Genomic DNA, 20,346 nt, shown 5'->3' with positions numbered 1-20,346 from the left:
AAGTGGTAAAGTAAAAAGGCCTGCCGATTGCGCGGCAGGCCTTTTCGCATTCTAATAGCAGTTCTGATTATTAAGGCTAAATCCGCTCGAGTAATGTTTGTGCTTCTGTCTTCTGATCATCATTGCCCTCGGCAATGACCTCTTCGAGGCTGCCACGAGCACCCTCGGTATCGCCCATATCGATAAATGCACGCGCCAGGTCAAGCTTGGTCGATACTTCGTCAACATCGTCAGGTAACATCAGATCACTGATATCATCGATATCCGAAATCGAGTCGACAGCAGCCGTCGCTTCCTCGAAGTCACCCGGCGCGAAAGTACCGGTTTTTACGTCTTCAGATTCATCTTCGTCCTGTTCCCCTATAGATTCGACGATGTCGGTAGGTTCGACAAAATCCTCTCCGCCAAAATCAATGATCGATATATCCTCATCATCGTCGTCTTCCTCACTTTCACCGCCTAATTCGAGTTCACTCGTATCGAGATTCAACTCCGCGGTTTCAAGATTCACTTCCCCCGTATCGAGATTCAACTCCGCAGTTTCCAGGGAAGTTTCATCGAGGTCGATAACCGCGGTGTCATGCGAGCCAAGATCCAGCCCATCCTCGTCCGCTGCCGCGCTCCTGAGGTCTGGTACGACTTCGGTGTCTTCATAGTTCGGCGTGATAATTGCAGTTTCGGTATAACCCTCCTCGCCTTCTTCCGAGGTATCCAGCTCAAGTTCATCAGCCCCGGCCGCAGCCTCATCCAGGTCCAGAACATCACCCTCATCCAGGCCTGCGTCAAATTCGGTCTCGAAATCGATTTCCGAATTATCTTCAACCTCTGCTGCCGCATCCTCTTCGACATCGAAGTCCATGGAAATGTCATCAAGATCAGCATCGGCTGTTGCGGCCGACTGTTCAGATTCAGCGCCGCTATCAGCTGCCGCTTCGTCTATTGAAAACTCGAGTTCATCACCGATGTCTTCGGGAAGTTCCAGCTCGTCGCTTTCGGGCTCGGCTTCGCCTCGTAAATTGGTATCATCCGCGTCATCGAGCGAGGGCAATTCACCAACTTGCTCGAGAACCTGGGTAGCGGCAATCTGTCCTGCCTCACCCATGGACCCTGAATCGCTGAAATCGCCACCCGTATCGTCTTCACCCAGATTGAAGTCCGTGGTCGAGAAATTGGTAGTGTCGTCAGCCGAACCGAGGTCAAAATCTGCTTCCTGGGGTTTCGAAATTTCCAGATCTGCAGCACTGAGGCCACTATCCTTGGCATCGGAGAACAAGGCATTATCAGGCGCAAGTTCATAGCCCATAATCTGGACACGATCCCAGTAACTGTTTGCTGCTTCGCCCATGGACTTGAGGTTTTGGGCTTCCTTGACGAAAGCATCCGTATTCTTGGTCGCGAAATAAGTATCCAGCAGCTTCGAACGGTAATCGGCGCGTTCCGGATTCTCGCTCAAACTAGTGTTTAACAATTCTTCAGCGTTGTCATAAAGTCCATAGGCCAGGTATACGTCGACCTCGTTCAATACGTCATCCTGCTCGGCAGTGGCCGCCGCCGGTGCTTCTGGCTCAAGCATTTCGGTATCGGCAGATTCAGCGGCAATGCCAAGGTCATCCTGAGGCCCGGCAGCGACGGGTGCCTCGATTTCGGCGACGGGTTCCTCCGCCGGTTCAGCCGGGACAAAATCTTCCGCCGCAGGGGGATGAATGTCAGTTTCTTCGGGCTCGGCGCCATCAACGAGGTGAATCGGGGTGAGTTCGTCTTCTTCGTCTCCAGCGAACAGATCGTCGTCGTCACCTGCGATTATTGACGTTTCTTCGTCAACTGAGCCTTTTCTTTTTTTTAGAAAATACAGAATTATCAACAGCAGGATCAAACCGCCGATCGCAGCAAGAATGATTGGATCCCCGATAATACTGTCCATCGACGGGATCATGTCGATCACTTCTGGTGGCAACAGTCCATCGAAAATTGAAGGCGCGCGGGTGGTCGCGGGTTCGGTTACTGCTACCGGTGCAGGCGGCGGAACCACAGCCTCTTCTTGCACTTCGTCATCGACCATTTCGTCGGTGCCAGTGTCTGCGACCTGGTCGTCAGTCATCGTATCTTCGGAGACGATCTCGTCGATTTCGCCTTCAAGCGCATCAGTCGGTTGCAGTACGGCCTGCTCTTCGGCTTGCGCTGCTGCCTCTTCTGCCAGCAACTCTTCCAGCAGTGCTTCTTCATCGGCCGCGATGGTTTCGGAAACAACATCATCGGTCACCATCTGTTCAATGACAGCTTCTTCACTTTCACCTTCGAGTGCCGACTCGGTTTGATCGGCCTGTAACTGGGCGAGACTGTCGTCTTCGATCTCGACCATTTTCTGCAGTTCTTCAAGTTTGGAGAGTCTCGCCTGGAGTTCGGTTATACGAGACTCCAGTTCCTGATTTTCGATGCGTGACGCTTCGAGTTCTTCCTCTGCCAGGGCGAGTTTGGTGCGCAATGCATCGACATCGGCCGCGTCCCCTGTGCCCGTCGATTCACTATCGTCTTCTCCAGGCATCAACAAACTGAGTTCACCACCTGCCGCTTCGGCAGTGTCTTCCTGGACCACTGCTTCAGAGCCTGTATCCTCGCTTACAACCGCCGGTGTTACCCCGGTTACGCGGGTTACGTACTCGTCCCAGAGTCCATTTTGCACCAGTACCTCTGCGTACGCCTCCTGCTGACCCACTGCCTCCAGTTCATCGGCACCGGGTATGCGCAAGATCGCACCAGCTTTCATGTTATTGATGTTGCCGTCGTTGAAGGCATCCGGGTTAGCGCGCTGAAAAGCGAGCATTACCTGTGACATCGTATGATCAGCATCCTTGTAGCGAGACGCGATACTCCATAATGTGTCTCCCTTAACGACCAAAACGTCACCCTGGGTGACGTTTGTAGTTTCGTCGACATACCCGCCACTAACGGGCTCGGGTTCGGGTTCGGGAATGGCAGGCTGGGACGTATCCTCCGAAAGCGCAATCGGTTCGGTGACGCCTGCAACGGGTTCGGCAGGCTCGCTGGTATCGACCGAGCTCGTCAATCCGGATTGTTCAACAATCTCGCTGACACTGGCTTCGTCGCTTGCCGCTTGCTCAACGGGTTCCGTTACGCTTTCAACCGGCGCGGGTTGATCTGCGTAAAATGGCGGATCGAGCAGGATTGTAAATTCACGCAGCACCCGGCCCTTTGACCAGTCGGCTTCAATCAGGAAGTTGAGGAAGGGTTCTTTAACACCCGCCTTCGTCGAAACAATGATGACGGCCTGGTCACCTTCCTCGTTCTTTCTTACCGAGAATCTGAGATCGGAGAGATGGCGCGGGCGTGCCAGACCGGCACGCGCAAAAGCTTCACTCGAGGCAAGACTGACCAGCAGATCGTCGATCTCACCGGGGCGAGCAGAAATGACTTCGATCTCCGCATTAAGCGGCTGGTTCAGAAATGAATTGACCTGGATCTCGCCAAGTCCTAGGGCAAGACTGCTCGTCGGCAATAAAGCTGCCAACCATAATGCTACAATTAGTCCTAGATTACGCACGTTTAGTCTCCCAGCTCCCCAATAATTTCTTATAAAAAGTGCCTTTAATCCATGCACCTATGATTACAGCCAGAGAATTTACTTTAAAGAAAACACTTTCACAAGCAGATGTAACTATAGATTACAAAAAAGATTCTAGCAAAAAGTCAGTAACATTCACGTAATTATTTGCTAATCCATATCTCATGGGGTCCGTGATCATCCAGAAATGAAGTTCCGAGGGTTGATCAGGGGTCTGTTCCAGAAGGCTTATAATACAGCTAAATGATTGATTACAATCAGAAATCGGGCTTACCAGTCCATCTTTAATGGTGACTTTATCCAGCCTCGATAAGCGATTCTTACAGTCTTCAAAACTGATCTTGGCATCGAAATAAATCTGCACCGCCACCATCAGGCCATGGAATACCGGCACATTGACGGATTGTAGAGTCACCGACAGGGTTTCAGAATATGAATTATTTCCCAAAATACCCCTGAGATCGGTTACTAAAACGGGATCTGGGGTTTCTGGCAGCAGGTTAAAGGCAATCTGCTGGGGATATATTCTGGACTCGACGTCCTTCGAGTTAAACAGGTTAACGGTTTGTGTTGCCAGCTCGTCCAGCCCGGCTTTACCGCTAAATTCTGCACTTCGCAGCAGGGTCGCATTCAGTCGCACAATCGCATGTTCACGGTTGAGCTCGAGCAGAACCGGCAGCAGGCTGGAAAGCTCTGGTCCGGCAAGCCTTAGACTGGTCTGGTTATATGAAAGCGCCGGTGGAGAATGGACATCCGGCATAAAGATCGGTGCAGTGTCAGAAGTGATCGCATGACTGACCAGCAAGCAACCCTGGGCCATTGCCGCGGTCGCCAGGTCGGTATCGGTTTCCGGCATCAACAACAGGGCACATTCAGAAAGATCAAAGCCGTCCTGGTCCTGCACACCTAAGGTAGCCACCGGCAAAAGGTAATCGTCCGCCCAGGTTCGATTCCCGGTCGAGTAAAATCAATGAATCCGACTTTACACCGGATTCCGAAAGTTTCTCGAGAATTGCCTCGGCCGCTATTCCGCTGGCATGAGATAGTGCGATGCGATGATTCATAACTAGTGGTCGCGCAAAATATGCAACATGCGCCGCAGCGGTTCTGCAGCACCCCAAAGCAATTGATCACCGACGGTAAAAGCAGCCAGGTATTCTTCACCCATGTTGAGTTTTCGCAATCTGCCAACCGGGATTTCCAGCGTGCCGGTCACGGCAGCCGGGGATAGAGCCTGCATGGATACCTGCCGGTCATTTGCTAAAACTCGCACCCAGTCGTTCGACGCGGCAAGCATCTCGTGAATTTCGTCCAGTGGTATATTCTGTTTAAGCTTTACGGTAAGCGCCTGGGAATGGCATCGCATCGCGCCCACACGTACGCACAATCCATCGATCGGAATCAGGTCTTGACTGCGCCCGAGGATCTTGTTGGCCTCGACGCCGGCCTTCCATTCCTCCCGGCTCTGACCATTATCGAGTTGTGCATCGATCCACGGGATCAGGCTACCGGCCAAAGGTACACCAAACTCCTTGCATAAGTAACTCGAGGAACGTAATTGTTCAGTCACGCGTTGATCGATTTCCAGGATTGCCGAGGCGGGATCGTCGAGCAATTCAGCCACGCTCTGGTGCAGGCAACCCATACCTGCAATTAGCTCACGCATGTGGCGAGCGCCGCCGCCCGAGGCGGCCTGGTATGTCATGACGCTCATCCAGTCGACCATGTCATTTTCAAACAAACCGGCCATGGCCATCATCATCAGGCTTACCGTGCAATTGCCACCGATGAAATCCCGGCAACCCGCAGCGAGTGCCGCATCGATAACCTGTCGATTGACAGGATCGAGAATAATCACGCTTTGCTCATCCATGCGCAGTGTCGAGGCCGCATCGATCCAGTAACCTTTCCAGCCACCGGCCCGAAGTTCGCCGTGTACCTGCTTTGTATAGTCACCGCCCTGGCAGGTGACGACGACATCCATCGATTTCAGCTGCTCGAGATCCGTCGCATCCTGCAACGATGGTACCGCTCTGCCGATCTCCGGGCCGTCCTGGCCGGCTTGCGAAGTGGTAAAAAATACGGGCTCTTCGATCCACTCAAAATCCCGTTCGGCGAGCATACGCTGCATCAGCACCGAGCCCACCATTCCACGCCAACCGATAAATCCTACCCTGTTCATTGCTTGTTCCATAAAACCCTTCTCAGGCGAGCGCTCGCAAGGCGGTCACCACCGCATCACCCATCTCCGAGGTGCCTACACTAGCCGAAGTATCGGCAATATCAGCGGTTCTCATTCCCTGGTCGAGTACGTTACCAACAGCGGCCTCTATCTGGTTTGCGAGAATTGGTTGCTGCAAGCTGTAACGCAACATCATCGCCAGCGAAAGAATGGTCGCCAGGGGATTGGCCAGGCCCTTGCCGGCGATATCCGGGGCCGAACCATGAACCGGCTCATACAGGCCCTTGCCATTTTTATCGAGTGATGCCGACGGCAGCATGCCAATCGAACCCGTCAACATCGCGGCCGTATCGGATAGGATATCGCCAAACAGGTTAGTCGTGACGATGACATCAAACTGTTTGGGGGCACGCACCAGTTGCATCGAGGCATTATCAACGTACATGTGGGTTACCTCGACCTCGGGAAATTCGCCGGCGACCCGGTTCACGACCTCGCGCCAGAGCTCGGATACCTCGAGCACGTTGGCCTTGTCGACCGAGCAAAGCCTGCGATCGCGTAACATTGCAATATCGAAGGCTGAACGGGCAATGCGTTCAACTTCGTGCTCGGCGTATACGAGGGTATTAAAACCCTGGCGCTCGCCATTTTCGAGTTCACGTATCCCACGAGGCTGTCCGAAGTAAATGCCACCGGTTAGCTCACGCACAATCATGATATCGAGGCCCGCTACCAGCTCGGCCTTCAGGCTGGAGGCATCGGCGAGCTGGGGATAGAGTATCGCCGGGCGCAGGTTCGAAAAAAGCGCCAGTGACGAACGCAAGTTCAGCAGGCCTTTTTCGGGGCGCAACTCGCGTGGCAGCTCATCATATTGAGGTCCGCCGATGGCACCAAACAGTACCGCATCCGACTGCTCGCAAATCTCGAGGGTTTCGGCTGGCAATGGCTGACCCGACTGGTCGTAACCGGCACCGCCGATTGCGGCGTACTCCAGTTCCGCTTCGAAACCGAAATCCTGTTGCAGGCAGTGAATCGTCTTGACCGCCTCGGCAATGATTTCAGGGCCGATTCCGTCACCTGCCAGGACCGCTATTTTGTTACTCATCGGATTGTTTCCTATTTCAACCAGGGCTGCCTTTCGTGGTATTCCTGCTCAAATGCTTTTATTGACTCAGCATGTTGCATAGTCAGCCCGATATCGTCGAGTCCATTCGACAGGCAATGCTTGCGAAACTCTTCGATTTCAAACGCCATTTCGATTCCACTTGCATTGCATACCAACTGATTCTCAAGATCTATCGTCAGCCGATAGTCCGTCTCGCTCTCAAGCTCATTGAACAACTGGTCTACCAGTTCAGCCCGCAGCGCGATCGGTAACAGCCCGTTCTTGAAAGAATTGTTATAAAAAATGTCGGCAAAGCTCGGCGCAATAACAACTTTAATTCCAAAATCCATTAGCGCCCATACTGCGTGTTCACGTGAAGAACCGCAGGCAAAGTTTTCGCGCGCCAGTAAAATTTGCGCTCGCTTATAGCGATTTTGGTTGAGTACGAATTCCGGATTGACACGACGCTCGGAGTGATCCTGCCCTGGCTCACCTGGATCAAGGTAGCGCCAGGTATCGAACAGGTTCACACCGAAACCCGAGCGCTTGATCGATTTGAGATATTGCTTGGGAATTATCGCATCAGTATCGATGTTTGGCCGGTCGATACCGGCAACAATCCCGGTAAACTTTTCAAACTTGTCCATGGTCTCTCCTACAGCTTGCGCACATCGATAAAATGGCCTTTTACTGCCGCTGCCGCTGCCATCGCCGGCGATACCAGGTGAGTTCGTCCACCCTGGCCCTGGCGTCCCTCAAAGTTACGATTGGAGGTTGAAGCACAGCGTTCACCCGCCTGCAGCTGGTCGGCATTCATACCGAGGCACATCGAACAACCCGGCTCGCGCCATTCAAATCCGGCCTCGACAAAGATCCGGTCAAGCCCTTCGTCTTCGGCCTGCTGCTTGATCAGGCCGGATCCGGGTACGACCATCGCCAACTTGACGTTATCAGCCACTTTTCGACCCTTGACTACGGTGGCGGCCGCGCGTAAATCCTCGATCCGGGAATTGGTGCACGAACCGATAAAAATCTTGTCGATGAAAACCTGGTCGAACGGCGTATTGGCTTTCAACCCCATGTAATCGAGTGCGGTCTGCATGCCCCCGGCCTTTATCGGGTCGGGTTCGCTGGCCGGGTCAGGTATACACTCATTGATGGCACAAACCATTTCCGGTGACGTTCCCCAGGTGACCTGAGGTGCAATTTCGCGGGCGTCAATGACTACCTCACGATCGAAAACAGCATCGGCATCAGAATGCAAATCACTCCAGCAGGCGACGGCCTGCTCCCAGACTTCACCCTGCGGCGCAAACGGACGTCCCTTGACGTAATCCAGTGTCGTCTGGTCACAGGCGATCAGCCCGGCGCGTGCGCCGGCCTCGATCGTCATATTACACACGGTCATTCGTCCCTCCATGGAAAGACTCGTGATCGCTTCGCCAGCAAACTCGATGGTGCAGCCAGTGCCGCCCGCGGTGCCGATTACCCCGATGATATGCAGCACGATGTCTTTTGCGGTGATTCCCTCCGCGACCGAACCTGCAACCGTGACACGCATGTTTTTTGATTTTTTCTGGATCAGGCATTGCGTTGCCATGACGTGCTCGACCTCGGAAGTACCGATACCAAATGCGAGCGCGGCGAAAGCACCGTGAGTCGAGGTATGTGAATCACCGCAGACAACGGTCATGCCCGGCAAGGTTGCACCCTGCTCCGGTCCAATGACGTGCACAATACCCTGTCGCAGGTCTCCCATCTTGAATTCGGTAAGCCCATACTTGTCACAATTCTGATTGAGCGTATCGACCTGCAAGCGAGCTACCGGGTCGGTAATGCCCTGCTCAAGGCCCGTGGTCGGCACATTGTGATCAGGTACCGCAAGAATAGAGCGCTTGCGCCACAATGAGCGCCCTGCCAGTTCGAGGCCCTCGAATGCCTGTGGCGAAGTGACCTCGTGCACCAGGTGGCGATCGATATAAAGCAGTGCAGTGCCATCGTCATCACGACGCACTTCGTGCATTTCCCAGATCTTGTCGTAAAGGGTCTTTCCAGCCATTTTGATCTACCGGTAAAAAACTTGCCCGATTTTACGCTCGCATTTAAAATAACTCTAATTCATAATTTTCATAAATTTAATTCCATTTAGGAATATCGATGCAAATCAGCCAAATCAACGCTTTCCTTGCGGTCGCCGAGTTCGAATCGTTTTCGCTGGCGGCCGAGAAACTCCATATTACGCAACCGGCGGTCAGCAAACGCATACGACAGCTGGAAAGCAGTCTGAATGCCGAGCTATTTGACCGTATCGGCAAACGCAGCATTCTGACCCCCAACGGAACCGCATTTAAACCGCACGCGGAGCGCATCCTGCAGGAACTGAAAACCTATCGTTCCGGCCTGAGCCAGCAGCAAGGCACGCCGTCCGGGAGCCTCAGTTTTGCTACCAGCCATCATATTGGTCTGCACCGCCTGCCGCAAACGTTACGGGAATTCAAGATCAGGTATCCGCAGGTTGACCTGGACCTGCACTTCATGGACTCGGAAGATGCCTGTATCGCGATCGCCAACAATGAACTGGAGCTCGCCATCGTAACGCTGCCCGAAATCGCCGATGAAAAGCTCGAATGCGAACCGATCTGGATAGACCAGCTGGTTGTCGTCATGGCGGGTGATCACGACCTCGCCGGTAACGAGGAAATCAATCCCGAACTTCTGCTGGATCATGTCGCAATTTTGCCTTCGCCCGGAACCTTTACCCGCAAGATTATCAACAACCTGTTTGCGGCCGACAAGGATCGACTCAAAATCGTTCTGGAAACCAATTACCTGGAGACCATTAAAGTTATGGTATCCGCCAACCTGGGCTGGAGCATCCTGCCGCAGAATATGGTCGACAGCAACCTGGTCAGTAGCCGGTTGAAAGGGCTCGATGTGCATCGCCCGCTCGGTATTGTAAAGCGCAAGCATCGAACCCTGTCGCTGAGTTCAAGTGCCATGATCGATCTGTTGCGTAAAAACCGCAGCAATCTGCCTCGGTGACGACCTCGCCGGGGTTTGGCAGGTCTGCAATCACCCAATTTTATTGCTATAGTCAATGCGAGTACACTGTAGGAGATCTCCATGCATCCAACACTGAAATTTCTGGTACTGCTCGTGGGCCTGTCCCTCGGTAGCAACAGCCTGGCCGGTGAAGTCAGTCGTGCATTATTTACCATCGGCGTTGACGATCACGAACCGGTGATCATGGTGGATAGCATCGACAGTAGTGCCTATAAGTCGATTTCTTTTTTCACCGAATTAAACGAATTGTCGGGTCATAACGTAACACACCAGTGGACCTTTAATGACAAGGTTATGTTTGAGAAAACCTTCGAGGTAAATGGTTCCCGCTGGCGTGTCTGGACCAGTAAAACCCTGATTCCTTCATGGACCGGTACCTGGACCGTCAACGTGCTTGACGACGATCGCTCGGTCCTGGCCAGCAATTCTTTCGAATACCAGTAACCCGCGTTAGCAGTTCTGTCAAACCCCGCAATGGCGCGGGGTTTGAACCTGATCCCGCCGGTGCCACCAGATCGAAGCCACTGGACACAGCACCACTGCTCACTTAGGGTTGTATCTTTGACAACCTTATCTTCATCATGACCTGGTTAACGCGAGTTTTCTTTGCGCTGGTAATGCTGGCCATTATCCAGGTCGGCTACTACTACCCGCAGATGCCGGTCACCGTCGCGTCGCATTTCGACGGACTCGGCGCAGCAAACGCTTGGTCCGGCAAAAATGGATTTTTTGGATTGTACCTGGCCATAGTGCTCATGCTGGTCGGCGTGTTTGTTTGGGTTCCGGCCTGGTCCGAAAAACGCGCGAACTTCGGATTGAAAATTCCCCACGCCGAGCACTGGCTCGCTCCCGAGCGGATAGCAGAAACCCGGCGATTTTTTCGGCACCAGATGATGCTGATGGGTATCGTACATCTCCTGCTGGCGATATGTGTTACTCAACTTGCGATTGTAGCGAATTTTGACGAGCAGCCGCGTCTGCACGACAGCATATACTGGGCGCTGGGATTGTATTTCCTGATCCTTATCGCGTGGCTTATTCATTTCTTTTTGCACTTCAGAAATCCATGAGAAGTAAAAATATCGTTCACGTAGTTTCCTGCCACGCCGAGGGTGAGGTCGGTAACGTGATCATCGGTGGGGTTAGCCCGCCCCCGGGCGAGACGCTGTGGCAACAGGCGCGCTGGATTGACGACGACCAGGGTCTCAGAAGTTTGCTGCTCAACGAACCCCGTGGCGGGGTGTTTAAACATATCAACCTGCTGGTTCCACCAAGGCAAGCCGAAGCGCAGTTTGGATTCATCATCATGGAACCGGAACACACTCCGCCAATGTCGGGTTCCAACTCGATTTGCGTCGCCACGGTATTACTCGACAGTGGATTGATCGAGATGCAGGAACCGGTCACAGAATTTATCCTCGAGGCACCCGGCGGCCTGGTCCCGGTTAAAGCCTACTGCCAGGACGGCAAGGCACAAAGTATCGAGGTACATAACGTGGCCTCTTTCGCCGACCAGCTGGATGCAAGCCTGGAGGTCGAGGGACTGGGAACGCTAAGTGTCGATACCGCTTACGGCGGTGACAGTTTCGTGCTCGTCGACGCGGCCGCACTCGGCTTTGAAATAAAACCGGACGAGGCGCGTGACCTGGCACAGCTCGGAACAAAAATCAGCGCTGCCGCGAACGAGCAGTTTAAATTCAGACACCCGGACAATCCGGACTGGGCACATATTTCATTTTGCGAATTCGGCCTGCCACTCGATGAAGAAAACGGGGTCAAAGTCAGTCGAAACACAGTCGCCATCGACCCCGGCAAACTCGATCGATCTCCCTGCGGTACTGGATGCTCGGCACGCATGGCGGTACTGCATGCCCGTGGCTTGATGCAGTCGGGAGACCGGTTAATTGGCAGATCGATTATTGATTCCCGCTTTGACTGCGGCATCGTCGAGGAAACCCGGGTGGGAGAAAAAAAGGCGATCATTCCATCGATCCGGGGACGCGCCTGGATCACCGGCACTCACCAGATCATGCTCGATCCGGACGACCCATGGCCTCGCGGTTATCGTCTCAGTGATACCTGGCCCCTCAGGCAATAATACCTTTGTCACGGAGTTCGCCGATTGTGGAAGCATCCAGCTTCAGCATTCTGCTTAACACGTAGTCGGTATGCTCTCCGAGTACCGGAGGTGACTGCTGATACTCGATGGGTGTTTGCGGTAGCCGGATCGGATTGGCGACACTGGCAACCCTGCCTGCAACCGGGTGATCGAGTTCGAGCTGCATTCCACGGTGCCGAACCTGCGGGTCGGCGAATACCTGCTCAATGCTATTGATCGGACCACAGGGAATGCCACGATCATTCAATGCCTCGAGCCACGCCGTACTCGTTTTTTGCAGCATGATTTGCGCGATCTGCGGAACCAGGATGTCACGGTATTGAACACGGCTGCTGTTGCTGCGAAATCGAGCGTCGGCCGCCAGCTCCGTACAGCCTGCCAGATCGCAAAATCTTTCGAACTGGGCGTCATTACCGATCGCAAGAATGATATAACTATCGGCAGTCTGAAACGCCTGGTAGGGCACGATATTCGGATGGGCATTGCCCAACCTGCCGGGGCTGTTGCCCGTGGCCAAGTAGTTCATCGCCTGGTTGGCCAGTGTTGCCACCTGCACGTCGAGCAGCGCCATATCGATATACTGCCCTACCCCGGTCTTCCGCTGGTGAATCAATGCTGCCTGGATCGCATTTGCCGCATAAAGGCCGGTCAGTACATCGGCCAAGGCAACTCCGATTTTCATTGGAGACCCGTCGGCTTCACCGGTAACGCTCATCATGCCACCCATCGCCTGGATCATGAAATCGTAGCCGGCACGATCGGCATAGGGCCCGGTCTGTCCGAAACCGGTGATAGAGCAGCAAACCAACCCGGGATTAATATTTTTCAGACTTTCATAATCCAGTCCATATTTTTTCAGCCCACCCACCTTGAAATTTTCTATGAGCACGTCGCAACCTTTAACCAGGTCCCGGATCAGGGCCTGCCCCTCGTCCTGTGACATATCAATGCATACCGACTGTTTGCCACGGTTGGTACTGTGAAAATAGGCCGCTTCCGTGGTAGCCCGCCCGGACCCGTCGGGCATATAGGGAGGGCCCCAGCCGCGCGTATCGTCACCGCTGCCGGGGCGTTCGATCTTGATCACCTCGGCACCGAGGTCGGCCAGCATCTGGCTGGCCCAGGGACCTGCCAGAATACGGCTCAGATCAAGAACCCGGAACCCTTGCAGTGGTCCGGCCATTTACGAGAAGGCCTGGATTCCGGTTTGCGCACGGCCAAGTATCAGGGCATGCACATCATGCGTGCCTTCATAGGTATTTACGGCCTCGAGGTTCATGACGTGCCGAATCACGTGGTATTCATCGGAAACGCCGTTACCGCCGTGCATATCGCGGGCGACACGCGCGATGTCGAGCGCCTTGCCGCAATTGTTGCGCTTCATCAGAGACACCAGTTCAACCGGGCAACTATCAGCGTCCATCAGGCGTCCCATTTGCAGGCAGCCCTGCAGGCCGAGCGCGATTTCAGTCTGCATATCGGCGAGTTTCTTTTGCACCAGCTGAGTGGCTGCCAGTGGTCGGCCGAACTGACTGCGATCGAGGGTGTACTGGCGCGCCGCGTGCCAGCAGAATTCGGCCGCACCCATCGATCCCCAGGCGATACCGAAGCGCGCCCGGTTCAGGCAGCCGAATGGCCCCTTCAGCCCTTCGACATTCGGCAACAGGTTTTCCTCTGGAACCAACACGTCCTGCATCACGATTTCGCCGGTGGATGAAGCACGCAGAGAAAACTTGCCTTCGATTTTGGGCGTTGACAATCCCTCCATGCCGCGCTCCAGGATAAAGCCCCGGATAATGCCATCGAGCTTGGCCCATACCACGGCAACATCGGCGATCGGCGAATTGGTAATCCACATTTTTGCACCTTTAAGCCGGTAGCCTCCATCGACAGCAGTCGCCGTCGTTTTCAAACTGGCCGGGTCAGAACCCGCATCCGGTTCCGTTAATCCGAAACACCCCACCCACTCGCCCGTGGCCAGGCGCGGCAGAAATTTCTGGCGTTGGGCCTCATTGCCATAAGCATAAATCGGGTGCATCACCAGTGACGATTGCACGCTCATGGCCGAGCGGTAACCGCTATCGACACGCTCGACCTCACGCGCCACGAGACCATACGAAACGTAGTTAACACCGGCACAGCCATAATCCTCGGGAATGGTCGCGCCAAGCAGGCCCAGTTCACCGAACTCATTCATGATTTCGCGGTGAAACACTTCGTCACGATTAGCCATCTGCACGCGTGACATCAGACCATCCTGGCAATACTCACGCGCCGCGTCGCGAATCATGCGCTCCTCCTCGCTCAACTGCTGTTCGAGAAACATCGGGTCCTGCCAGTCAAAATTTACTCGTTTCGATTGCGTCATGGTTTCACTCGCTTGTAAAATGTGATCACATTTTATCCGGACCATCCAATAATTCCAGCCAATATGCATCGATCTCCAGATTATTTATGCCCGCTACCGGGTTTTATCCACGGCCGCCAAAAAACTGCAATGCCAGGGTTCCATAATCATAGTAACCCGCACGAATTCTCGACCATTTTTCGCGATAAAGCGCCTCGATCGGAAACGGAAAATCATCACGATTTCCGCTCGCGATAGTTTCCGCCAGCTGTTTACCCATTACGGTTCCCACACCGATGCCGCGCCCATTGTAACCGGCCGGCGCAAACAGGCCTGGCGCCAATAGCTGTACGCGCAAAATTTTTGTCGAGGTTACCCCGATCTGGCCACTCCACTGGTAAGCCCACGGAGTGCCTTTAAGTTGCGGATAAAGGTGATCGCGCTTGCGCATCAACCAGTTCTTCCGCGTTGTGCGCTGGAACCCCGGTAAACGACCCGGTGCACTCATGACGAGGCGTCCATCATGATCAATCCGCGAAGAGGTCAGCAAGCTGTCGGTATCCCACAGGCCGTGACGCTGGGGAATGATCGATGCCGCAATATCGGCAGGTAATGGTGGCGTTGCGCAATGAAAGATAAATACCGGCAGGATTGACTCGCGAACCTTCTCACTGTTGTTATCCGCATAGGCATTGGTAGCGATGATCACCTGCTCGGCAGATACCTCGCCACCGTCGGTTTTTGCCAGCCAGCGATCGTCGCGACGAGCCAGGCTTTTAATACCGGATTGCTGGAACAGCCGAGCACCCTGATCGATCGCGGCTAGTGCCAATGAGCGAGCATAACTCAACGGCTGGATCGTGCCGGCGCCGGGATCGAGTATTCCGCCATGACGGTAAACCGATGATCCCGAAATGGCATGAGTGCGATCGCCATCAATTAGCTCAACCGCAGCGCCCAGATCTTGTAGCTGCCGACAGCGGTCCCGAAGATAATCCATACCGCTTGCGCGGTGGGCAATATGAACGGTACCGCAGCGTTTCGCGTGGCACTGCATATCAAAGCGCTCGACCAGATCGAAAACCAGCACGGGCGAATCGCGCAGCGCGAGATTAAAGCGCCTCGCGGCGTCCGCTCCTATCAACTTTTGCACATCGTCCGGTGTTTTCCAGATACCGGCATTAACCAGCCCGGCATTACGTCCCGAGCCTCCGAATCCGATACTCCTGGCTTCGAGCAAAACCACCGAAATGCCTTTTTCGGCCAGGTGCAGTGCACTCGAAAGCCCGGTGTAGCCACCCCCGACAACCAGCACGTCCGCACTCAGGGACTCGGTCAGGGGTTCGATTACCGGGCCTGAAACGGCGCCTTCGCTCCAGAGCGAATTTTCATTGGCATCCTGTGGTGGATATTCAGTCATTCGAAGCTATCACATTCGTATTGGCCGAAATTGTGCGGCATACCTGGTTTTAATGCTAGCCAAGCTATCGAAAATCGATAAGAATCTTGGGTCTCACGCCACACCTATGGAGTTAGTGCGATGTCGATGCTACGCGTCGCGGCCACACAGATGGCCTGCAACTGGGACCTCCCGGCTAACCTCGAACGCGCCGAAAAGCTGATTCGGGAAGCTGCCGCCGGGGATGCCCGGGTGATTCTGATTCAGGAATTATTCGAAACACCCTATTTTTGCATCGAGCAGGATACAAAGCATTTCGATCTGGCCACGACGCTGGAAGAAAATCAGTCGCTGAAGCGCTTCCAGTCACTCGCCCGGGAACTCGACGTGGTACTCCCCTTCAGCTGGTTTGAACGCGCCAACCGTGCATTCTACAATTCGCTGGCGATGGTCGACGCCGGCGGTGCGATCCTCGGCGTCTATCGGAAATCTCATATTCCCAACGGTCCCGGATACCAGGAAAAGAGTTATTTCAACCCCGGCGATACCGGCTTCAAGGTCTGGGATACGCGTTATGGCAAGATCGGGGTCGGCGTCTGCTGGGATCAATGGTTTCCGGAGGCCGCGCGCAGCATGGCGCTGATGGGGGCAGAATTGTTGCTATACCCGACCGCTATCGGCTCGGAACCCCCGCCCGCCATTGCGCTGGATTCCAGCGGCCACTGGCAGCGCACCATGCAGGGACACGCCGCCGCGAACATGGTACCGGTAATCGCCTCCAACCGTATCGGTACCGAGTTCGCCACGCAGGATTCCACCTATGAGCTCACCTTCTACGGCAATTCTTTTATTGCCGATCACACCGGGGAAGTAGTGGCACAGGCCGACGACCACAGCGAGACCGTGCTCGTACACGAGTTTGATATGGATATGATTCGCAGCTTTCGCGATGCCTGGGGCGTATACCGCGATCGCAGACCCGATCTATACCAAACCATTGCCACGCTCGACGGCAGGCCCTGAAACCAATGTCAGACGCCGAACTTTGTTATCTGACGGCCGCAGAGGCAAGGTTACGATTTGAGAATCGCAGCCTGTCGCCGGTCGAATTGATGCAGGCGCTGATCGACCGCAGCGAATGGATTGAACCCCATATCAATGCCTTCACCGAGACCTATTTCGATACCGCGCTGGAACAGGCCAAAGTTGCCGAAGCACGCTACCAGAAAGGAACCCAGCGCCCGTTGGAGGGCATTCCGCTCGCCGTCAAAGACGAGTTCAGGCTGGCCGGAACCCGACGCACTTCAGCATCGCTGGTTTTCAAGGATCGCATCGATGATGAAAGCGAAATCATCATCCAGCGTTTACTCGACGCGGGTGCGATTCCGCATGCAAAAACCACCACGCCGGAATTCTGTCTGTTGGGATCCTGTCATTCGCGCCTGTGGGGAATCACCCACAATCCGTGGAATCTCGACATCACCCCGGGCGGCTCCTCGGGTGGTTCAGGGGCAGCGCTCGCCGCTGGAACCACGACCATTGCCACGGGTACCGATATTGGCGGCTCTATTCGCATCCCGGCGGCATTATGCGGCGTCGTCGGCTACAAGGCCCCTTACGGCAGAAACCCCGAAATTCCCGTTTTCAACCTCGATTTTTACAGCCATTCAGGACCCATGGCGCGCAGCCTAGACGATATCGCGGCGATGCAAAATCTGATATCAGGGATTCACAACCGGGATATTGCCAGCCTGCGCGAACACGTGGTTATCGATACCACGATACCGAATAGCCTCGACGGCTGGAAAGTTGCATGGTCAATGGATCTCGGATTCATGGAGGTCGACAGCGGCGTGCGTGACAACACGCTGGCCGCGCTGGAACTTTTACGCTCACTGGGCGCAACCGTTGATGAAGTTGAAATAGGCTGGGACCAATCGATCATCGACGCCGCACATCAGCACTGGGCGCACGGCTGGGCGGTCACCATTGACAGCTTGCTCGAAACCAATCGCGACGAACTATGCGATTACTCGGTCTGGTTTCTCGAAAACGCACGCAAGTCGACATCACGGGATTACCTCGATGCAATTGAAACCGCGGTGCGCATGTATGATCACTTCGGCCCGTTAATGGATAACTACGATATTTTTATCTGCCCCACACTGATGACCACCGGTGTGCCAAACAATAGCACCTGGCCCAAGAATGAAATCGAGATCAATGGCAGGATACTCGAGATCAGTGAGGAGCACTGGTCGGCAACCTTCCCGTTTAACATCTTGAGCCGCTGCCCGGTTCTATCGATGCCGAGCGGGCTCGCCGCCAACGGAGTCCCAACCGGTATCCAGTTCGTTGCCAGAACCTACGATGATCAGCGTGTCTTCAGCGCTGCCCTGGCCTACGAAAAGGCCTTCGAAAAACCGTCTTACAAACTCGACCAACGGATCACCCCCGGAGACTAGCGATGCTAACCGTATTCAGCGACAAACACGCCCTGCGCGACGCGAAAACCGAACTCTACGGTGGTGAACTGGTGCCACCGTTCGAGTGCCCGGTACGCGCCGAGCACATCCTGGAACGCGTCAAAGACGTTGGCCTTGGCGATGTTATCGCCCCGGATAATTTCGACATCGATGCCGTCACCCGCATCCATGACGCCGAATTTATCCATTTCCTGGAAACCTGCTGGGATCAATGGGAGGCGGCAGGCTACCACGGAGAAGCGATCGCAACCTGCTGGCCGGCACGCGGCATGCAACAGCACCGGGTTCCCAGTCATATCGATGGCAAGCTGGGTTATTATGCGATGGCCGCTGAAACCGCAATTTCAAACGGCACCTGGGAGGCCGCGCGCGCCAGTGTCGACGTGGCTTTAACAGCCCAGGCCGCAATTCAAGATGGCTCCAGGGAAGCATTTGCACTGTGTCGGCCGCCCGGTCATCACGCTGCCAGCGATATGTTTGGCGGTTACTGTTTCATCAACAACGCCGCAGTCGCCGCACAATCCTTTCTCGACCAGGGTGCATCACGGGTAGCGCTCCTCGATGTCGATTTCCATCATGGCAATGGCAGCCAGGCAATATTCTACGATCGCAATGATGTCATGTTCCTGTCGCTACACGGCGATCCACGTGACGCTTTTCCCCATTTCCTGGGCTTTGCCGATGAACTCGGACAAGGCGCCGGACTGGGATTCAACCATAACTACCCGATGGGTCCCGGCACAAATTTCAAAACCTGGAGTGCTGCGCTCGAGGACGCCTGCCAGAAGATCAGGCAATATGGGCCCGACGCGCTGGTGGTTTCGCTCGGGGTCGATACCTTCGAACACGATCCGATTTCATTTTTCAAACTCACCAGCGATGATTTCAAGCGCTACGGCGCTACCATCTCGAACCTGGGGCTACCCACGTTATTCGTCATGGAGGGTGGTTACGCGGTTGAGGAGATCGGTATCAACGCGGTCAACGTGTTACAGGGATACGAGGGATTATAATTCTCGTGATCCCGCTACCGGGACCTCGGAGCTTCCATCATTGAACTACCTGGAATCACTGAATCGAAATACCCAGGGAATTTTATGCCTGGTTGCCGCGATCGCCCTTCTCACCCTGAGCGACTCGATTATTAAATGGCTGAGTCCAGACCTTGCTCTACATCAGATCATGCTGATTCGCGGGCTATTCGCGATGGTACTGGTCTGCGTTTTTATTCGTCTCGAGGGTGGTCTCAAGACCTTAAGAACGCGTCGACCGGTACTGCATTTTATCCGCGGCTCGATGCTGGTGCTGGCCAACATGTTCTTCTTCCTCGGGTTGTCGGCCATGCCGCTTGCCGAAACCGTATCGCTGTTTTATACCGCCCCGCTGTTTATTTGTATCCTGTCCCAACCCGTGCTCGGGGAGAAAGTCGGGCTGTCGCGTTGGCTGGTCATCATTGCCGGTATGATCGGCGTCATTATCATGCTGCGTCCGGGCAGCGAAGTGTTCCGCTTCATCAGCCTGTTACCAGTAATGGCAGCCCTGTGCTATGCGATGATGACGATGATGACGCGCAAGCTCGGCATGCAGGATAAAGCGAGCACGCTAACCTTTTACATCCAGCTCGCCTTCATCGCCATCAGCTCGATTATCGGCCTGGCGATCGGTGACGGCCGCTTCGACACCGCCAGTGGCGGTGCTACTGCTTTTCTGTTGCGCGCCTGGAGTTGGCCCAGCCTGCCACAGTTTCAATTACTGCTGTTATGCGGTGTGCTGGTCGCATTCGGTGGCTACCTGATGTCACAGGCTTATCGACTGGGCGAAGCCCCGGCGGTCGCACCCTTTGAATATGCGTCGCTACCATTTGCGCTGCTGGTTGGCTTTTACCTGTGGGGGGACTGGCCGGACTGGATATCCTTTACCGGCAGCGGGTTGATAATCTGCAGTGGTTTGGTGGTGTTTTTACTCGAAAACCGCGCACATCGAAAATCACCCGAGCACGTCCAGATCGACTACTAACCTGTTCCATATCAAGGATTTTAGCGGTAATCTATCGATACTTGAAATA

The 20,346-nt window shown here is 54.5% G+C and carries 17 protein-coding genes; 8 read left to right on the top strand and 9 right to left on the bottom strand.

The annotated features are described in order from the left end of the window. Window positions 1–76 precede the first annotated feature (76 nt). From OES20_12165 to leuC, 6 genes are all read right to left on the bottom strand, one after another. Window positions 77–3,514, bottom strand: a complete 3,438-nt coding sequence (locus OES20_12165) for a LysM peptidoglycan-binding domain-containing protein (protein ID MDH3635448.1) — start codon at window positions 3,512–3,514, stop codon at window positions 77–79. Window positions 3,515–3,680: 166 nt separating this feature from the next. After that, complete coding sequence (locus tag OES20_12160; protein MDH3635447.1) at window positions 3,681–4,499, bottom strand: Asd/ArgC dimerization domain-containing protein; 819 nt, start codon at window positions 4,497–4,499, stop codon at window positions 3,681–3,683. 147 nt (window positions 4,500–4,646) lie between these two features. Then, entirely contained in the window at window positions 4,647–5,762 is a 1,116-nt protein-coding gene (asd, locus tag OES20_12155) for an aspartate-semialdehyde dehydrogenase (protein ID MDH3635446.1), read from the bottom strand. 22 nt (window positions 5,763–5,784) lie between these two features. Next, window positions 5,785–6,867, bottom strand: a complete 1,083-nt coding sequence (gene leuB / locus OES20_12150; GenBank protein MDH3635445.1) for a 3-isopropylmalate dehydrogenase — start codon at window positions 6,865–6,867, stop codon at window positions 5,785–5,787. A gap of 11 nt (window positions 6,868–6,878) precedes the next feature. Next, a complete protein-coding gene (leuD, locus tag OES20_12145) occupies window positions 6,879–7,514 on the bottom strand; it encodes a 3-isopropylmalate dehydratase small subunit (GenBank protein MDH3635444.1) in 636 nt (211 codons plus the stop codon). Window positions 7,515–7,522: 8 nt separating this feature from the next. Continuing rightward, on the bottom strand, window positions 7,523–8,926 hold the full coding sequence (gene leuC, locus OES20_12140; protein ID MDH3635443.1) for a 3-isopropylmalate dehydratase large subunit: 1,404 nt from the start codon (window positions 8,924–8,926) through the stop codon (window positions 7,523–7,525). A gap of 98 nt (window positions 8,927–9,024) precedes the next feature. Here leuC and OES20_12135 point away from each other — a divergent pair, with 98 nt between their 5' ends. The 4 genes from OES20_12135 to OES20_12120 all read left to right on the top strand — a co-directional run bounded on the left by OES20_12135 (window position 9,025) and on the right by OES20_12120 (window position 12,028). Beyond that, window positions 9,025–9,909 carry a LysR family transcriptional regulator gene (locus OES20_12135; GenBank protein MDH3635442.1) on the top strand — a complete coding sequence of 295 codons (885 nt, stop codon included), beginning with the start codon at window positions 9,025–9,027 and terminating at the stop codon, window positions 9,907–9,909. An 81-nt stretch (window positions 9,910–9,990) separates the two neighbouring features. Then, on the top strand, window positions 9,991–10,374 hold the full coding sequence (locus OES20_12130) for a DUF2914 domain-containing protein (protein ID MDH3635441.1): 384 nt from the start codon (window positions 9,991–9,993) through the stop codon (window positions 10,372–10,374). A gap of 137 nt (window positions 10,375–10,511) precedes the next feature. Further along, window positions 10,512–11,000: a DUF1648 domain-containing protein gene (locus OES20_12125; GenBank protein MDH3635440.1), complete on the top strand. Its 489-nt coding sequence runs from the start codon at window positions 10,512–10,514 to the stop codon at window positions 10,998–11,000. Continuing rightward, on the top strand, window positions 10,997–12,028 hold the full coding sequence (locus tag OES20_12120; GenBank protein MDH3635439.1) for a proline racemase family protein: 1,032 nt from the start codon (window positions 10,997–10,999) through the stop codon (window positions 12,026–12,028). Before OES20_12125 ends, OES20_12120 begins: the two co-directional genes overlap by 4 nt. On the opposite strand, the gene OES20_12115 is transcribed toward OES20_12120, so the two are convergent. The 3 genes from OES20_12115 to OES20_12105 all read right to left on the bottom strand — a co-directional run bounded on the left by OES20_12115 (window position 12,018) and on the right by OES20_12105 (window position 15,816). Then, complete coding sequence (locus tag OES20_12115; GenBank protein MDH3635438.1) at window positions 12,018–13,232, bottom strand: CoA transferase; 1,215 nt, start codon at window positions 13,230–13,232, stop codon at window positions 12,018–12,020. The two genes, OES20_12120 and OES20_12115, sit on opposite strands and share 11 nt — an antisense overlap. Then, the gene (locus tag OES20_12110) at window positions 13,233–14,417 is read right to left on the bottom strand and encodes an acyl-CoA dehydrogenase (GenBank protein MDH3635437.1); all 1,185 of its coding nucleotides are present in this window, start codon (window positions 14,415–14,417) and stop codon (window positions 13,233–13,235) included. A gap of 103 nt (window positions 14,418–14,520) precedes the next feature. After that, window positions 14,521–15,816, bottom strand: a complete 1,296-nt coding sequence (locus tag OES20_12105) for an FAD-binding oxidoreductase (GenBank protein ID MDH3635436.1) — start codon at window positions 15,814–15,816, stop codon at window positions 14,521–14,523. Window positions 15,817–15,936: 120 nt separating this feature from the next. Between OES20_12105 and aguB the strand changes: the two genes are divergently transcribed. From aguB to OES20_12085, 4 genes are read left to right on the top strand one after another with little or no spacing between them, the layout of a single operon-like run. Next, the gene (gene aguB / locus OES20_12100) at window positions 15,937–16,818 is read left to right on the top strand and encodes an N-carbamoylputrescine amidase (GenBank protein ID MDH3635435.1); all 882 of its coding nucleotides are present in this window, start codon (window positions 15,937–15,939) and stop codon (window positions 16,816–16,818) included. A 5-nt stretch (window positions 16,819–16,823) separates the two neighbouring features. Beyond that, window positions 16,824–18,260 carry an amidase gene (locus OES20_12095; protein MDH3635434.1) on the top strand — a complete coding sequence of 479 codons (1,437 nt, stop codon included), beginning with the start codon at window positions 16,824–16,826 and terminating at the stop codon, window positions 18,258–18,260. Between the two features lie 2 nt (window positions 18,261–18,262). Next, a complete protein-coding gene (locus OES20_12090) occupies window positions 18,263–19,294 on the top strand; it encodes a histone deacetylase family protein (protein MDH3635433.1) in 1,032 nt (343 codons plus the stop codon). Between the two features lie 40 nt (window positions 19,295–19,334). Then, window positions 19,335–20,297: a DMT family transporter gene (locus OES20_12085; GenBank protein ID MDH3635432.1), complete on the top strand. Its 963-nt coding sequence runs from the start codon at window positions 19,335–19,337 to the stop codon at window positions 20,295–20,297. The last annotated feature ends 49 nt before the right edge of the window (window positions 20,298–20,346 follow it).

It is taken from the genome of Gammaproteobacteria bacterium, from assembly GCA_029862005.1.
Taxonomy (GTDB): domain Bacteria; phylum Pseudomonadota; class Gammaproteobacteria.
The sequence above is the reverse complement of the archived record's forward strand: the minus strand, read 5'-3'. Positions and strand labels throughout refer to the sequence as shown.

Bases quoted from the DNA above. Each gene is read 5' to 3' on its own strand.
- aguB (MDH3635435.1), top strand. From the start codon at position 15,937: ATGTCGATGCTACGCGTCGCGGCCACACAGATGGCCTGCAACTGGGAC.
- OES20_12125 (MDH3635440.1), top strand. From the start codon at position 10,512: ATGACCTGGTTAACGCGAGTTTTCTTTGCGCTGGTAATGCTGGCCATT.
- OES20_12115 (MDH3635438.1), bottom strand. From the start codon at position 13,232: ATGGCCGGACCACTGCAAGGGTTCCGGGTTCTTGATCTGAGCCGTATT.
- asd (MDH3635446.1), bottom strand. From the start codon at position 5,762: ATGAACAGGGTAGGATTTATCGGTTGGCGTGGAATGGTGGGCTCGGTG.
- OES20_12095 (MDH3635434.1), top strand. From the start codon at position 16,824: ATGTCAGACGCCGAACTTTGTTATCTGACGGCCGCAGAGGCAAGGTTA.
- leuD (MDH3635444.1), bottom strand. From the start codon at position 7,514: ATGGACAAGTTTGAAAAGTTTACCGGGATTGTTGCCGGTATCGACCGG.
- OES20_12090 (MDH3635433.1), top strand. From the start codon at position 18,263: ATGCTAACCGTATTCAGCGACAAACACGCCCTGCGCGACGCGAAAACC.
- OES20_12110 (MDH3635437.1), bottom strand. From the start codon at position 14,417: ATGACGCAATCGAAACGAGTAAATTTTGACTGGCAGGACCCGATGTTT.
- OES20_12130 (MDH3635441.1), top strand. From the start codon at position 9,991: ATGCATCCAACACTGAAATTTCTGGTACTGCTCGTGGGCCTGTCCCTC.
- leuC (MDH3635443.1), bottom strand. From the start codon at position 8,926: ATGGCTGGAAAGACCCTTTACGACAAGATCTGGGAAATGCACGAAGTG.
- OES20_12135 (MDH3635442.1), top strand. From the start codon at position 9,025: ATGCAAATCAGCCAAATCAACGCTTTCCTTGCGGTCGCCGAGTTCGAA.
- OES20_12105 (MDH3635436.1), bottom strand. From the start codon at position 15,816: ATGACTGAATATCCACCACAGGATGCCAATGAAAATTCGCTCTGGAGC.
- leuB (MDH3635445.1), bottom strand. From the start codon at position 6,867: ATGAGTAACAAAATAGCGGTCCTGGCAGGTGACGGAATCGGCCCTGAA.
- OES20_12120 (MDH3635439.1), top strand. From the start codon at position 10,997: ATGAGAAGTAAAAATATCGTTCACGTAGTTTCCTGCCACGCCGAGGGT.